At 72.7% G+C, this 15,149-nt stretch carries 13 protein-coding genes; 3 read left to right on the top strand and 10 right to left on the bottom strand.

Annotated features, from left to right (window positions below; all coding sequences use genetic code 11):
- Positions 1-11: 11 nt before the first annotated feature.
- The 5 genes from ACQ1X7_RS04165 to ACQ1X7_RS04145 all read right to left on the bottom strand — a co-directional run bounded on the left by ACQ1X7_RS04165 (position 12) and on the right by ACQ1X7_RS04145 (position 7,342).
- Positions 12-1,055: a BMP family lipoprotein gene (locus ACQ1X7_RS04165; protein WP_432476892.1), complete on the bottom strand. Its 1,044-nt coding sequence runs from the start codon at positions 1,053-1,055 to the stop codon at positions 12-14.
- 145 nt (positions 1,056-1,200) lie between these two features.
- The gene (locus tag ACQ1X7_RS04160; protein ID WP_432476891.1) at positions 1,201-2,391 is read right to left on the bottom strand and encodes an amidohydrolase; all 1,191 of its coding nucleotides are present in this window, start codon (positions 2,389-2,391) and stop codon (positions 1,201-1,203) included.
- Positions 2,392-2,437: 46 nt separating this feature from the next.
- Positions 2,438-3,481, bottom strand: coding sequence for a methylmalonyl Co-A mutase-associated GTPase MeaB (meaB, locus tag ACQ1X7_RS04155; protein ID WP_432476890.1), 1,044 nt, complete (start codon positions 3,479-3,481; stop codon positions 2,438-2,440).
- On the bottom strand, positions 3,474-5,639 hold the full coding sequence (gene scpA, locus ACQ1X7_RS04150) for a methylmalonyl-CoA mutase (RefSeq protein ID WP_432476889.1): 2,166 nt from the start codon (positions 5,637-5,639) through the stop codon (positions 3,474-3,476). Before scpA ends, meaB begins: the two co-directional genes overlap by 8 nt.
- Positions 5,636-7,342 carry a methylmalonyl-CoA mutase family protein gene (locus ACQ1X7_RS04145; protein WP_432476888.1) on the bottom strand — a complete coding sequence of 569 codons (1,707 nt, stop codon included), beginning with the start codon at positions 7,340-7,342 and terminating at the stop codon, positions 5,636-5,638. Before ACQ1X7_RS04145 ends, scpA begins: the two co-directional genes overlap by 4 nt.
- An 80-nt stretch (positions 7,343-7,422) precedes the next feature.
- On the opposite strand from ACQ1X7_RS04145, the gene ACQ1X7_RS04140 reads away from it, so the two are divergent.
- Together ACQ1X7_RS04140 and ACQ1X7_RS04135 are read left to right on the top strand one after the other, a co-directional pair.
- Positions 7,423-8,001 carry a GNAT family N-acetyltransferase gene (locus tag ACQ1X7_RS04140; RefSeq protein ID WP_432476887.1) on the top strand — a complete coding sequence of 193 codons (579 nt, stop codon included), beginning with the start codon at positions 7,423-7,425 and terminating at the stop codon, positions 7,999-8,001.
- A 52-nt stretch (positions 8,002-8,053) separates the two neighbouring features.
- A complete protein-coding gene (locus ACQ1X7_RS04135) occupies positions 8,054-8,683 on the top strand; it encodes a LysE family translocator (protein ID WP_432476886.1) in 630 nt (209 codons plus the stop codon).
- 15 nt (positions 8,684-8,698) lie between these two features.
- On the opposite strand, the gene ACQ1X7_RS04130 is transcribed toward ACQ1X7_RS04135, so the two are convergent.
- The 5 genes from ACQ1X7_RS04130 to ACQ1X7_RS04110 are packed head-to-tail and all read right to left on the bottom strand — an operon-like array spanning position 8,699 to position 13,296.
- On the bottom strand, positions 8,699-9,076 hold the full coding sequence (locus ACQ1X7_RS04130) for a VOC family protein (protein ID WP_432476885.1): 378 nt from the start codon (positions 9,074-9,076) through the stop codon (positions 8,699-8,701).
- Positions 9,077-9,128: 52 nt separating this feature from the next.
- Positions 9,129-9,884 (bottom strand): glycoside hydrolase family 16 protein, encoded by a 756-nt coding sequence (locus tag ACQ1X7_RS04125; RefSeq protein WP_432476884.1) that lies wholly within the window; start codon positions 9,882-9,884, stop codon positions 9,129-9,131.
- Positions 9,885-9,890: 6 nt separating this feature from the next.
- The gene (locus ACQ1X7_RS04120; protein WP_432476883.1) at positions 9,891-10,667 is read right to left on the bottom strand and encodes a succinate dehydrogenase/fumarate reductase iron-sulfur subunit; all 777 of its coding nucleotides are present in this window, start codon (positions 10,665-10,667) and stop codon (positions 9,891-9,893) included.
- A 2-nt stretch (positions 10,668-10,669) separates the two neighbouring features.
- The gene (locus ACQ1X7_RS04115) at positions 10,670-12,511 is read right to left on the bottom strand and encodes a fumarate reductase/succinate dehydrogenase flavoprotein subunit (RefSeq protein WP_432476882.1); all 1,842 of its coding nucleotides are present in this window, start codon (positions 12,509-12,511) and stop codon (positions 10,670-10,672) included.
- Positions 12,511-13,296: a hypothetical protein gene (locus ACQ1X7_RS04110; protein WP_432476881.1), complete on the bottom strand. Its 786-nt coding sequence runs from the start codon at positions 13,294-13,296 to the stop codon at positions 12,511-12,513. The genes ACQ1X7_RS04115 and ACQ1X7_RS04110 overlap by 1 nt, the downstream gene beginning before the upstream one ends.
- Before the next feature lie 199 nt (positions 13,297-13,495).
- On the opposite strand from ACQ1X7_RS04110, the gene ACQ1X7_RS04105 reads away from it, so the two are divergent.
- The gene (locus tag ACQ1X7_RS04105) at positions 13,496-15,145 is read left to right on the top strand and encodes an FAD-dependent oxidoreductase (protein ID WP_432476880.1); all 1,650 of its coding nucleotides are present in this window, start codon (positions 13,496-13,498) and stop codon (positions 15,143-15,145) included.
- Positions 15,146-15,149: the final 4 nt, after the last annotated feature.

The raw sequence follows: 15,149 nt of genomic DNA, 5'->3' as shown, positions 1-15,149 counted from the left end.
GCGACGGTCGGTCAGCCGACCTCGATCTCGCCGTCGATGATCATCTGGCGGAGCTCGTCGACCTTGGACGCGGTCTCGTCGGAGACGGCGTCACCGAAGTCGGCCAGGCCGACCCCGTCGTTCTCGAGGGTGCCGCGGTAGACCTCGTTGGTGAACTCGTCGTTGACGGAGTCCTCGATGGCCTGCTCGACCGCGACGTCCATGCCCTTGACCACCGAGGTCAGCAGGATGTCGCAGTACTCGGCGGCCGACTCGCAGCCGTCGGTGTCGACCCAGATCCCCCAGGCGTCGTTGTCCTGGGCGGCCTTGAGGCCACCGAGACCCGCTGGGCCGGCGACCGGGAAGATCACGTCGGCGCCCTGCTGGATCATCTGCTCGGCGACCTGCTGGCCCTTGGCCTGGTCCTCGAAGTCCTCGGTGAACGAGCCGTCCTTGCCGTCCCAGCCGATGACCTCGACGTTCTCGCCGTTCTCCTCGTTGTAGTACTCGACACCCTGCAGGAAGCCGGTCATGAAGATGGTGACCGTCGGGATGTTGAGGCCACCGAACGTGCCGACCTTGCCGGACTCGGAGGTGGCGGCAGCGGCGTAGCCGGCGAGGAACGACGGCTGGCCGGTGTCGAAGGTGAGGCCCTTCGCGTTGTCGGGCGGGTTGGGCTCGAAGGTCTTCGGGTCGGTGAACTCGAAGTCGACGATCGCGTAGTCGATGTCGGGGTTGGCGTCGGCGGCCTCGCGGGTCGCGTCACCGAGCAGGAAGCCCACGGTGGTGATCTGGTTGCAGCCCTCGTCGGCGAGGCTCTGCAGGTTGTCGGCGTACTCGGCGTCGCTGGCGGACTCGATGGTCGCCGTCTGCACGCCGAGGTCCTCCTCGGCAGCGGTCAGGCCCGCCAGGGAGGTCTGGTTGAACGACTTGTCGTCGAAACCACCGGAGTCGGACACCATGCAGGCCTTGAAGTCGATCTCCTCGGCCTGGGGCTCGTTCTCGGACCGCTCGCCACACGCCGCCAGCGACAGCGCCAGCGCGGCCACCGCCGTCATCCCTACGGTTTTCTTCACAGTGCTCTCCTGCAGTGTTGCCTCGGCGTGGCCCACGTCGGGCGCACGTTCGGGCGTCACCCTAAACCCACACCGTCCCGGCGCGAACCCTCATCGCCGGACGATATGAGGTTGTTACACGTCTGTGGAGGACGGCCGCCCGAGGTCACGCCGACAGGGACGTGACCGCCACTTCGGCGAGGACGCGGGCGGCCACCGGGGTGGCGGCCTCGTCGACCACGATGTTGCCCTGGTGGAGGTCGTAGCGCGCTCCCCCGGGAGTGCGGGTCCCGAGCCGGCCCATCGCGCCGGGAACCCGCTCGAGGTACCAGCCGAAGTCCTCGCCGCCGAGGCTCTGGGTGGTCGCGACCTGGCCCTCCGCGCCGACCACCCGGCGCACGGCGGAGGCGAGCAGCTCGGAGGAACGGTGCTCGTTGACCACGGGCGGGACGCCCCGGCGGTAGTCGACGTCGGCGGTGACGCCGTAGGGGGCGACGATCTCGTCGATCAGCACCCGCACCAGGCCCTCGGCCTCCGCCCACGCGAGCGGGTCGAGCATCCGGATCGTGCCGGCCGCGTGCCCGCTCTCGGGGATCACGTTGTGGGCGGCACCGGCGCGGACCATGCCCCACACGACGCTGACACCGGCGCGGGGGTCGAGCCGGCGGGAGACCACGGACGGCAGCTCGGTCACGAGCTTGCCGAGGGCATAGGTGAGGTCCTCGGTCAGGTGGGGCCGCGAGGTGTGGCCGCCGCGGCCGGACAACCGGACCGACAGGGCGTCGGCGGCGCCGGTGAGCGCACCGCTCCGGACGCCGACCTGGCCGACGTCGAGGGTCGGGTCGCAGTGGAGCATGAAGATCCGGCCCATGTCGTCGAGCGCGCCCTGGTCCATGAGGAACAGCGCGCCGCCCGGCATGACCTCCTCGGCGGGCTGGAACAGCAGCCGCACCCGTCCGGGCAGCTGGCCGCGCGCGTGCAGCTCGGCCAGCGCGAGGCCGGCACCCACGAGGCCCGCGGTGTGGACGTCGTGGCCGCACGCGTGGGCGACGCCGGGGTTGGTGCTGGCCCACGGGACGCCCGAGGTGTCCTCGACCGGCAGCGCGTCGAGGTCGGCGCGCAGGCCGACGAGCGGCCCGGAGTCACCGATGTCGGCGAGCAGGCCGGTGCCGGGGATCCGGGTGACCGGGATGCCGGCCTCGCCCAGGTGGGCGGCGACCTGCTCGGTGGTGCGGTGCTCGTTCCAGGAGAGCTCGGGGTGCGCGTGGAGGTCCCGGCGCAGCTCGAGCAGGTCGTCGGAGTGCTTGTCGACGACGTCGTCGATGATGGCGGAGGTCTCGCTGGAGGGGCTGGGCATCGCACCTAGAGGTTAGTTCACCGCCGGCGCCGGTCCCCCACCAGTGTCAGGGAGTGACGCCGCGGTCGGCGTCGTAGGCCTCGAGGACCAGGTCGGCGGCGACCGGCGCGGTGAGCTCGCCGTCCAGCACCCGCCGGCGTACGTCGTCGCGGACCGCCGCCACACCGGGCGACCGCCGCAGCCGGTCGGCCAGCTCGTCGCGCACCAGCGCCCAGGCGAAGTCGAGCTGCTGGGCGGCCCGCTTGCGAGCGAGGCCCTCGGCGCCGAGGTGGTCACGGTGGGCGAGCACCCGGTCCCAGACCTCGCGCACGCCGTCACCGGTGAGGCCCGAGCAGGTCACCACGGGGGCCGACCACTCGTCGTGCCCGCCGACCATGCGGAGCGCGCCGGCCAGGTCGCGCGCAGCCTCCCGGGCCTCACCCTCGTGGTCCTGGTCCGCCTTGTTGACCGCGATCACGTCGGCGATCTCGAGGATGCCCTTCTTGATGCCCTGCAGCTGGTCCCCGGTGCGGGCGAGGGTGAGGAACAGGAAGGTGTCGACCATGCCCGCCACCGTCACCTCCGACTGGCCGACGCCGACGGTCTCGACGAGGACGACGTCGTAGCCGGCCGCCTCCAGGACCGCCATCGCCTGGACCGTGGCCCGCGCGACACCGCCGAGGGTGCCGGCGGCCGGCGAGGGGCGGACGTAGGCGTCCGGGTCGTGCGCGAGCGCGCCCATCCGGGTCTTGTCGCCGAGTACCGAACCCCCCGTGCGGACGCTGGAGGGGTCGACGGCGAGGACGCCGACCCGGTGGCCGTCCGCGGTGAGCTGGGTCCCGAGCCGCTCGATGAACGTGGACTTGCCGACGCCGGGAACCCCCGAGACGCCGACCCGTACGGCGTTGCCGGTGGTGGTTGAGGTGCGAGCGGAGCGAGCCTCGAAACCCGAGAGGCGTCCGAGCAACTCGCGGGCGGCGACCCGGTGGTCGGTGCGGGTCGACTCGACCAGCGTGATCGCCCGGGAGACGGCGGCGCGCCGGCCGTGGCGGACGCCGTCGGCCAGGTCGTCGAGGTCGAGCGCGGGTCGCGCGGCTCGCGGCTCAGTCACCGTGGTGCAGCTGCTCCGACAGCTTGTGCAGCAGGTCGAGGGCCGACTCGGCGATGACCGTGCCCGGCAGGAACACCGCGGCCGCCCCCATCTCCAGCAGCCGGGGGACGTCGTCGGGCGGGATCACGCCGCCGACCACGACCATGATGTCGTCGCGGCCCTGGTCGGCCAGCGCCTGTCGCAGCTGGGGCAGGAGTGCGAGGTGGCCCGCCGCGAGAGAGGACACCCCCACGATGTGCACGTCGGCGTCGACCGCCTGCTGGGCGACCTCGTCCGGCGTGGAGAACAGCGGTCCCACGTCGACGTCGAAGCCCATGTCCGCGAACGCCGTGACGACCACCTTCTGCCCGCGGTCGTGGCCGTCCTGGCCCATCTTGGCGACCAGGATCCGGGGCCGGCGGCCCTCGTGCTGCTCGAACTCCTCGGCGGCCGCCACGACCCGCTGGACGGGACCGTCGCCGGTGTCGCCGGACTCGTCGCGGTACACGCCGCTGATGGTACGGATCACCGCCTGGTGGCGGCCGTACACCTTCTCCAGGGCGCCGGAGATCTCGCCGACCGTCGCCTTGGCCCGGGCGGCGTCGACCGCGAGGGCGAGGAGGTTGCCCTCGAGGCCCGGGCCGGGGTCGCCCTCGCCGGCGCGGGTGAGCGCCTCCAGGGCCCGCTCGACCTCGCGGTCGTCGCGCTCGGCGCGCAGCCGCTCCAGCTTGGCGACCTGCTGGCGGTAGACGTCGTCGTTGTCCACGCGCAGCACGTCCAACCGGTCCTCCTGCGGGGGCCGGAAGACGTTGACACCGATCACCTGCTGGGCACCGGAGTCGATCCGGGCCTGGGTGCGCGCGGCGGCCTCCTCGATCCGCATCTTCGGGATGCCCTGCTCGATCGCGGCGGCCATGCCGCCCGCTCGCTCGGCCTCCTGGATGTGGCCCCAGGCGCGCTCGGCGAGGTCGTGGGTGAGCCGCTCCACGTAGTAGGAGCCCGCCCAGGGGTCGATGGTCCAGGTGGTGCCGCTCTCCTCCTGGAGCAGCAGCTGGGTGTTGCGGGCGATCCGCGCCGAGAAGTCGCTCGGCAGCGCGATCGCCTCGTCGAGCGCGTTGGTGTGCAGGCTCTGGGTGTGGCCCTGGGTGGCCGCCATCGCCTCGAGGCAGGTGCGAGCGACGTTGTTGAAGACGTCCTGGGCGGTGAGCGACCAGCCGCTGGTCTGGCAGTGGGTGCGCAGGCTCAGCGACCTGGCGTTCTGCGGCTCGAACTGGCGCACCAGCCGCGCCCACAACGCCCGGGCGGCGCGCATCTTGGCGACCTCCATGAAGAAGTTCATGCCGATCGCCCAGAAGAACGACAGCCGCGGCGCGAACCGGTCGACGTCGAGCCCGGCGTCGATCCCGGCGCGCAGGTACTCCACGCCGTCGGCGAGGGTGTAGGCGAGCTCGAGGTCGGCGGTCGCCCCGGCCTCCTGCATGTGGTAGCCGGAGATCGAGATCGAGTTGAACCGCGGCATCCGCTCGGCGGTGAAGGCGAAGATGTCGGAGATGATCCGCATGCTCGGCGCCGGCGGGTAGATGTAGGTGTTGCGGACCATGAACTCCTTGAGGATGTCGTTCTGGATGGTCCCGGTCAGCCGTTCCGGATCCACCCCCTGCTCCTCGGCCGCCGCGATGTAGAGCGCCATCACCGGCAGCACCGCGCCGTTCATCGTCATCGAGACCGACATCTGGTCCAGGGGGATGCCGTCGAAGAGGGTGCGGGCGTCGTAGATCGAGTCGATCGCCACGCCGGCCATGCCCACGTCGCCCCGCACCCGCGGGTGGTCGGAGTCGTAGCCGCGGTGGGTCGCCAGGTCGAACGCGACGCTGAGTCCCTTCTGCCCGGCCGCGAGGTTGCGCCGGTAGAACGCGTTGGACTCCTCGGCGGTCGAGAAGCCGGCGTACTGCCGGATCGTCCACGGCTGGGTGGTGTACATCGTCGGGTAGGGCCCGCGCAGGAAGGGGCTCAGTCCCGGCCAGGTGTCGAGCGCGTCGAGACCCTCGAGGTCGGCCTCGTCGTAGCGCTGCTTGACCTCGATGCCCTCGGGGCTGTGCCAGGGCTCCCCCACCGCGTCGCCCCTCGGGGCGGCACCACCGGCCAGCGGCAGACCGGCGAAGGTCTCGGGCACGCTCATGCGAGCACCTCCCGGGTCCGGGTCAGGAAGTCGAGCGCGTCGATCCCGGCGTAGGCCCGGTCGTCGGCACCGACGTCGGCCTTCCCCGCCACGACGACCCGGCGGGCCCCGGCATCGCGCAGGGCGGCGACCAGGTCGCTGCCCCACTCCTCGTACGCCGCGTCGGTGCCGCAGAGCACGGCGACCGGGGATCGTCCGGAGTCGCCGTAGGCCGCCACCACGGACGCCACGTCGTCGGTGGCCCCGGCCGGCTCGACCGCGACCCCGCCGGCGGCCAGCAGGTTGGTCGCCCAGGTCGCCCGGGCGGTGTGGGCGGAGACGCTGCCCATGGTCGCCAGGAAGGCGGGAGTGGTGGCCGGCCGGTCGCGCAGCTCCTCGAACGCCGCCCCCCACCGGCGTACGCCGTCGCCGTCACCGGTGCGCTCGGGCAGCGTCTCGCCGAGGTGGGGGAACTCGGTCAGCCCGGTCAGCGGGCGACGCCGGTGGGCGACGTCGTCGTCGCGGCGGGCGACCGTCGTGGCCACCCGCTCGTCGAAGGCGCCGAGGCCCTCGGCCTCGATCCGGCCCAGCTCCTCCCACGCCGCCAGGGCCAGGTCGTCGGTGAGCTTCTCGACGGCCCACGCCCCACCCGCAGGGTCGGCGACCCGGCCGAGGTGGGACTCGGAGAGCAGCAGGCTGGAGGTGTTGCGGGCGATCCGGCGGCCGAACTCGTCGGGGTCGCCGAGGGGGCTGTCGAACGGCACCACGGTCACCGCGTCGGCCCCGCCGACCCCGGCCGCGAACGCGGCCACCGTCGTCCGCAGCATGTTGACCCAGGGGTCGTAGCGGCTCATCATCGGCCGGCTGGTCACCGCATGGATGCGGGCCTCGACCGGCTCCACGTCGCACAGCTCCAGCATCCGGGCCCACAGCCGCCGCACGGCCCGGAGCTTGGCGACGGTGACGAGCTGCTCGTCGGTCGCGACCAGCCTGATCTCCATGAGCCGGGCAGCCTCGCCGGCCGGGACCCCGGCCGCGGTGAGCGTCCGGAGGTACGCCGCCACGGCCGCGAGGGCCCAGCCCAGCTCCTGGACGTCGGAGGCGCCCCGCTCGTGGACGGTGGTCGCGTCGACGACCGCCGCCAGGACGCCGGCCTCGCGGGCCAGGCCGGCGACCTCGACGACGTGGTCGCCGGTGGCGTCGGCGCCCAGGTTGGTGCCGTCGGCCGGCGCGGTGTCGCCGAGGACCGCCAGGAACGCACGGGCCTGCTCCGCGGTCGCGCCGTCGAGGACGACCGGCGCGAGGTCGAGCAGCACCCCGTCGAGCAGGGCCGGGAGGTCCGCAGCGGGGTCGACGAGCAGCGACGTGGCGCCGTTGTCGAGGTCGACCAGGGCCTGCTCGCGGTCGGTCGGCGTGGTCCGGACGTCCCAGCCGCCGGAGCGCGCCGGTCGGCCGGCCGTCGAGAGGTCGTCGAGCAGGTCGGGGGTGCCGAGCGGCGGCACCGCCAGGCCGTCGAGGGTGGTCCGGGTCAGCGCGTCCCAGACCGCGTCGTCGGGGTCGGCGTCGCCCAGCCGGCCGGCCTTGCGCAGCACAGCGGCGGCGGCACGCTCCCAGTCTGCGCGGGCGTGGTCGTCACGGGGGTCGGCCAGCGCCAGGGTCCCCTGGTCGGGCTCGAGCTCCTCGGGCTCGTCCAGCCCGCCCTCGACGGACTGCGGTCGGGTCATGCTGCGAACGATAGGAGCGCGGGCACCGCGGGGCCACCGGGTGTGACCTTTCCGACGTGCCCACGGGCTAGTTTCGTCCCGTGGCGACGGCGGAGGGGATCGACGGCGGGAACGGCGTCCTCCTGCGGCCGGCCGTCGCCGGTGACGCCGTGCGCTGGCTGGAGCTGCTCCACGACCCGGACCACCGGCGGTACGCCTCGCCGGCGTTCGTGGAGGTCCCGGCCGACGTCGACGCGCTCGCGGAGCGGCTGGCCGGGTCGGCCGCCGCCTGGTCCGAGAGCGCGCCGGGCACGCTGGTCGTCGTCGCCCCGGAGACCCCGGAGGTGTTCCTCGGCGACATCGGCTGGCGGTGGTCGACCGGGGAGCGGCTCGCCGCGGCCGACCTGGGCTACGGCGTGCATCCCGACGCCCGCGGCCGGGGGCTGGCGCGGCGCGCGCTCGTCGCGCTCACCCGGTGGCTGCTCGCCCCCGACGGCCGCGGCCTGGCCCGGGTGCAGCTCGACCACAGCACCGAGAACCCCGCGTCCTGCCGGGTCGCCCTCGCCGCCGGCTTCGAGCGGGAGGGGATCCGGCGCGGCTACCTGCCGCTGCGCGACCCCGACGGCTCCGTACGGCGGCACGACGTGTGCCTGCACGGCACCGTGACACCGCCGCCCTGACCGGACGCCGAAACGGCTCGCTGCGGACCCGTCGACCGGCGCATACTGCAGCATGCCCAGCTCCAGCCAGTGGGTCGCGTTCGTCGTCGCCTCGCTGCTGTTCATCCAGGTCCCGGGCCCGAGCCTGCTGTTCATGCTCGGCCGGGCGCTGACGGTCAGCCTGCGCGACGCGCTGGTGTCGGTCGCCGGCAACGCGCTCGGCCTGGTCGTGCAGGTGCTGCTGGTCGCCGTCGGGCTGGGCGCCGTGGTCGCGGTCAGCGCGACCGCCTACACCGCGCTCAAGGTCGTCGGGGCGGCGTACGTCGTGTGGCTCGGCGTCCAGGCGATCCGTCACCGCGGCGACGCCCGGCGGGCGCTGCTGTCCGGCGAGCGGCCCCCTGAGCGGGCGGCCGCGGCGCTGCGCACCGGCTTCGTCGTCGGGGTGACCAACCCGAAGACGATCGTGTTCTTCGTGGCCTTCCTGCCGCAGTTCACGGCCGCGGGCTCACCGGCCGGGCCCCAGATCGCGCTGCTCGGCGTCGTGTTCGGCGTGCTGGCCGTGGCCTCCGACAGCATCTGGGCGCTGGTCGCCGGCCGCGCCCGCCTCTGGTTCGCCCGTCGTCCGGGGCGGCTGGACACCATGAGCACCGCGGGCGGCGTGATGATGATCGGCCTCGGCGCCACCATGGCCGCCAGCGAGTGACCCCGCCCCGGCGGCTCAGGTGCCCGCTGACCAGTCGGGCAGCTGCTGGAGGGCCCAGCGGTTGCCGTCGGGGTCGGCGAAGAACACGAACCGGCCCCACTGCATCTCCTCGACCCCCTCGCACTCGATCCCGCGACCGCGCAGGTCGGCGAGGGCCTCGTCGGCGTCGGCGACGACCACCTGCAGGTTGTCGAGCGAGCCGGGCGCCATGCCCGTCAGGCCCCGACCGAGTGCGATCGAGCAGGCCGACCCGGGCGGGGTCAGCTGCACGAACCGGATCTCGTCGCTGACGGCGTGGTCGTGGTCGCAGACGAAACCCGCCTGCACGTAGAAGTCCCTGGCCCGGTCGACGTCGGTCACGGGCACGGTCACCAGCTCCAGCTTCATGTCCATGGGCCCACGCTAGACGCCGATCCGGCCACCGGGTGGCCGCAATCGGGCCCGCTCACCAGCCCGCGACGTGGTCCACCACCAGCTCGGGCACCAGGTGGTCGTCGTCGCCGACCGACCACTCCGGGAAGTCGTAGACGGCGACCATCGCCTGCAGCGGGTAGGTCGGGGGGCTCGGGCAGCGGCGCACCTCCTCGCCGTTCACGGAGAACACCGCGAGCCCGGGGTCCCAGTCGACGGCGTAGGTGTGGACGTCGGCGGGGTCCACGGGCAGCCGCGGCGCCGCGAAGTCCTGGGTCAGCGCCGGGTCCCGGAACGCCTTGATGCCCATCCCGACCTCGCACGAGCCGTCGCGGACCGAGCTGCCGAAGATCTCGACGACGCACAGCTCGCCGCACCGCAGCTGCTCGTCGTCGTCCTCGAACCCGGAGAGCCACAGCGCGGCCATCGACCGCGGCGACAGCGTCATCCGGCACCGGATCTCGACGTGGCCCGAGGAGGGCAGCCAGCCCTCGAAGCGCGGCTGCTCCTCACGCACCGCCTGCCCCTCGCGGAACCGCTGCTGGCCCCGGGTGCTGCCCACCGGGCCCGAGAAGCTTCCCGACTGCACCGCGGAGCAGCGCAGCGGCGGGACGTGGTCGCCCGGGCACCACACCGGGTGGTCGACGGGCACGTCGAGCACCAGGCACGAGTCCACCAGCCGGTAGCTCGCGGCCGTCGCGTCCCGGGAGCTCCACGCGGGCAGGTAGTGCGGCAGCCACACCGCGGTGTCCAGCCCCGGTCCGTCGAAGTCGTCCCGGAACGCGGTCATGGTCCGCTAGACCTCGGTCCGGCCGTCGTCGTCCTTGTTGCGGATCCCGATCTTGCTGCCGAGCCAGACGAGGGGGTCGTACTTCCGGTCGACCACGCGCTCCTTCATCGGGATGATCGCGTTGTCGGTGATCCGGATGCCCTCGGGGCAGACCTCGGTGCAGCACTTGGTGATGTTGCACATCCCGATCCCGGCCGCCTCCTGGGCCAGCTTGCGGCGGTCGTGGGTGTCCAGCGGGTGCATGTCGAGCTCGGCGTAGCGCAGGAAGAACCGCGGTCCCGCGAACGCCTCCTTGTTGTCCTCGTGGTCGCGGACCACGTGGCACACGTTCTGGCACAGGAAGCACTCGATGCACTTGCGGAACTCCTGGCCGCGCTCGACGTCGACCTGCATCATCCGCCGCTTGCCGTCGGCGTCCCGGGGGCCGAGCTCGACGCCGGGGAGCTGGCGCGCCTTCTTGTAGTTGTAGGACACGTCGGTCACCAGGTCGCGGATCACCGGGAAGGCACGCACGGGGGTCACGGTGATGACCTCGTCCTCGGCGAAGTCCGACAAGCGCGTCATGCAGAGCAGCCGGGGCCGGCCGTTGATCTCGGCACTGCACGAGCCGCACTTGCCGGCCTTGCAGTTCCACCGGATCGCCAGGTCGCCCGACTGGGTCGCCTGCAGCCGGTGCAGCGCGTCGAGGACGACCTCGCCCTCGGACACCTCGACGGTGTAGTCGCGGAGCTCGCCGCCGCTCTCGTTGCCGCGCCAGACACGCAGCTTCAGGTCGTATCCCACGCTCACTCCTCGAAGTACGTCTTGAGCTCGTCGGGCATCTGCGGCAGCGACTGCTCGGTGAGCGTGACGCCCGTGCCGGCCTCGTCGAGGCGCACCACGAGGTTGCGGGTGCCCCAGTACTCGTGGTCGGTCATCGGGAAGTCGTCGCGGGTGTGGCCGCCGCGGGACTCGCGGCGCGCCAGCGCGGCCTTCGCGATCGCCTCGGAGACGACCAGCATGTTGCGCAGGTCGAGCGCGAGGTGCCAGCCGGGGTTGTACTGCCGGTGGCCGGTGACGCCCATCGTCGCCGCCCGCTCCTTGAGGCCCTGGATCGTCTTCAGCGCCTGCTCCAGCTCCTCGGCGGTCCGGATGATGCCGACCAGGTCGTTCATCGCCTCCTGGAGGTCCTGCTGGATCGTGTAGGGGTTGTCGCCGCCCTCCACGTTGAACGGCGCCACCGCGCTCCACTCCCCCGCCCGGACGTCCTCGTCGCTGACGACCGGGCGCTCGGCCAGCCCCGCGGCGTACGCCGCCGCGGCCTCGCCCGCCCGGCGGCCGAACACCAGCAGGTCGGACAGGCTGTTGCCGCCCAGCCGGTTGGAGCCGTGCATCCCGCCGGACACCTCCCCCGCGGCGTACAGCCCGGTGACGGCGCTCTGCTGGGTGTCGGGGTCGACCTCGACACCGCCCATCACGTAGTGGCAGGTGGGTCCGATCTCCATCGGCTCGGCGGTGATGTCGACGTCGGCCAGCTCCTTGAACTGGTGGTACATCGACGGCAGCCGCTTGCGGATGTAGTCGGCGTCGCGCCTCGACGCGATGTCGAGGAACACGCCGCCGTGCGGTGACCCTCGGCCGGCCTTGATCTCGGAGTTGATGGCCCGGGCGACCTCGTCACGCGGGAGCAGCTCGGGTGGTCGGCGGTTGTTCTTCTTGTCGTCGTACCAGCGGTCGGCCTCCTCCTCGGTGTCGGCCGTCTCCGCCTTGAAGAACTCCGGGATGTAGTCGAACATGAACCGCTTGCCCTCGGAGTTGCGCAGGATCCCGCCGTCCCCGCGCACCGACTCGGTGACCAGCAGTCCCTTGACCGAGGGGGGCCAGACCATGCCGGTCGGGTGGAACTGCACGAACTCCATGTTGATCAGGGACGCGCCCGCCCGCAGCGCCAGCGCGTGGCCGTCGCCGGTGTACTCCCAGGAGTTCGACGTCACCTTGAACGACTTGCCGATCCCGCCGGTGGCGAGCACCACGGACGGCGCCTCGATCGCGACGAACCGGCCGGTCTCGCGCCAGTAGCCGAAGACCCCGCTCACCCGCTGGCCGTCCTTCAGCAGCTCGGTGACGGTGCACTCCATGAACACGTCGATGCCGACCTGGACCGCTCGTTGCTGGAGCGTCCGGATCATCTCCAGGCCGGTGCGGTCGCCGACGTGGGCGAGCCGCGCGTAGCGGTGGCCACCGAAGTCGCGCTGGCTGATCAGGCCGTCCTCGGTCCGGTCGAACAGCGCACCCCAGTCCTCGAGCTCCATCACCCGCTCGGGCGCCTCCTGGGCGTGCAGCTGGGCCATCCGCCAGTGGTTGAGCATCTTCCCGCCGCGCATGGTGTCGCGGAAGTGGACCTCCCAGTTGTCCTCGGGCCATCGGTTGCCCATCGCCGCCGCGATGCCGCCCTCGGCCATCACGGTGTGCGCCTTGCCGAGCAGCGACTTGCAGACGATCGCGGTCTCGGCGCCCGCCTCGTGGGCCGCGATCGCCGCGCGGAGCCCGGCGCCGCCGGCGCCGACGACGACCACGTCGTAGCGGTGCCGCTCGATCCCGCCCTCGGAGTAGTAGTCCATCTCGTTGCCGGTCATCTCGTGGCGCATCAGAAGAACCTCACGTCGGTGATCGTGCCCGTGGCGAGCAGGTAGACGTAGAGGTCGACCAGCGCCACCGAGAACAGCGACACCCAGGCGTACTGCGCGTGCCGCGTGTTGAGCCGCGACACCAGGGTCCAGGCCCGGTAGCGGACGGGGTGCTTGCTGAAGTGGCGCATCCGGCCACCGACGATGTGGCGGCAGGAGTGGCAGGAGAGCGTGTAGAGCCAGATGTAGACGACGTTGACCAGCATCAGCACGGTGCCGAGTCCCATGTGCCCCCACTCGTGGTCCGCGTTGCGGAACGCGAGCAGGGTGTCGTAGCTGAGCACCAGCGCGACCAGCACCGCGGCGTACCAGAACCAGCGGTGCAGGTTGTTGAGGATCAGCGGCAGCCGGGTCTCACCGGAGTAGCCGCCGTGCGGCTCGGCCACCCCGCACGCGGGCGGGCTCAGCCAGAACGCCCTGTAGTAGGCCTTGCGGTAGTAGTAGCAGGTCATCCGGAACCCGAGCGGGAAGATCAGGATGATCAGGGCCGCCGACAGCGGCCACCCCGCGAACGGCTGACCGAAGTCCGAGGCGCCCTCGACGCAGTCGGCGAGGCACGGGGAGTAGAAGGGCGAGAGGTACGGCGAGGCGTAGTAGTGCTCCCCCGAGAACGCCCGCCACGTCGCGTACACCACGAAGGCGCTGAACACGACGAAGGTGACCAGTGGGGAGAGCCACCATCGGTCCTCGCGGAGCGTCCTCTCGCTGATGGCGGCCCGGCCCGGGCCCGTCACCCCTGTGCTCATGTGCGCCTCTCGCTCGTCCCCGTGACAACGGGTCGTCAGTCTGTCCCGAGATCGCCCGTTGTGAAAGGCCCCACACCGGAGAGTCCACGCACCGGGCAGGCCCGTGCCCGTCGCCCGGTTCCCGCCCCCACCCCTGCGGGGGTACCGTCCCCTGAGACGTGGTGCCGGCTCGGGCGGCGGGGTACGAGGGGGCCCGGGCATGCCGAGACCGACGATCGTCGTCACCGACGACGAGCCGCTGGTGGCGGAGGCGATCGCGCGCGACCTGCGGGAGCGGTTCAACGCCGACTACCGGATCGTCCGGACCACCTCGGGGCCCGAGGCGCTGGACGTGCTGTCCCGGCTCGCCCTCCGGGACCAGCCGGTCGCGCTGATCGTGACCGACCAGCGGATGCCGCAGATGACGGGCGTCGAGATGCTGGGCCGGGCACGCACCTCGGCCCCGGACGCCAAGCTCCTGCTGCTGACGGCGTACGCCGACACCGACGCCGCGATCACGGCGATCAACGACATCGGCCTCGACCACTACCTGCTCAAGCCGTGGGACCCACCCGAGGAGCGGCTATACCCGGTGGTCGAGGACCTGCTCGACGACTGGCAGCGCGAGCACCCGCAGCACGCGCCGACGGTGCGCGTCGTCGGCCACCGCTGGTCCGACCGCACCCACGAGGTCAAGACGTTCCTGGCCCGCAACCACGTGCCGTACCTGTGGCTCGACGTGGAGCTCGAGGAGGGCGGCCGGCTGGCGGAGGTCGCGGACGCCGGTCCCGACGACCTGCCGCTGGTGCTGGCACCCGGCGCCGCGACGCTGCGCTCCCCCACCACGCTCGAGGTCGCCGAGACCCTCGGGCTGCGCACGCGCGCCGAGCAGCCGCTCTACGACGTCTGCATCGTCGGTGCGGGCCCCGCCGGCCTCGCGGCCGCGGTGTACGCCGCCTCCGAGGGGCTGCGCACCGTCGTGGTCGAGCGCGAGGCGCCCGGCGGCCAGGCCGGCCAGAGCGCGGCGATCGAGAACTACCTCGGGTTCCCGCGCGGGCTCAGCGGCTCCGACCTCGCGCAGCGGGCGATCGCCCAGGTGGGGCGCTTCGGCGCCGAGATGGTGCTGGCCCGCGAGGTGGTCGGGCTGGAGTCCCGCGGACCGGTGCACGCGGTCCGCCTCGCCGGCGGCACGGAGTTCGAGGCGCGGGCGGTGGTCGTCGCGTCCGGCGTCTCGTACCGGAGGCTCCCGGCCCCCGGCGTCGACGACCTCGCCGGCCGCGGCGTCTTCTACGGCGCCAGCGCGGGCGACGCCGCCCAGCTCGAGGGCGAGGAGGTGTACGTCGTGGGGGCCGCCAACTCCGCCGGCCAGGCGGTGCTCAACTTCTCCCGTCATGCGAAGCGGGTCGTGATGCTGGTCCGCGCCGGCTCGCTCGAGGCCGGCATGTCGCGCTACCTGGTCGAGCGGATCGAGGCGGCCGCCAACGTCGAGGTACGGTGCGGCACCCGGGTGGTGGGCGCACAGGGCAGCGACCACCTCGAGTGCCTCACCCTGCAGACCGACGGTGCCGGGCAGGAGACCGTGACCGCGGGCTGGCTCTACGTGTTCATCGGCGCCGCGCCGCGCACCGGCTGGCTCGGCGACGACGTCGCGAGGAACGAGCACGGGTTCGTGGTGACCGGGCCCGAGCTGCTGCGGCACGCGGGCGCCCGGTGGTCGCTGGAGCGGCCCCCGTACGGCCTGGAGTCGAGCGTGCCGGGCGTGTTCGTCGCGGGCGACGTCCGGCAGGACTCGATGAAGCGGGTCGCCTCCGCCGTCGGGGAGGGCGCGATGGCGGTCCACCTCGTCCACCGCTACCTGGCGACGACGTGAGGCC

Origin of the sequence: Nocardioides sp. GXQ0305 (assembly GCF_050880345.1) — a bacterium.
GTDB lineage: Bacteria > Actinomycetota > Actinomycetes > Propionibacteriales > Nocardioidaceae > Nocardioides.
Note: the sequence above shows the minus strand (reverse complement) of the source record. Positions and strands in the feature narration are given on the sequence as shown.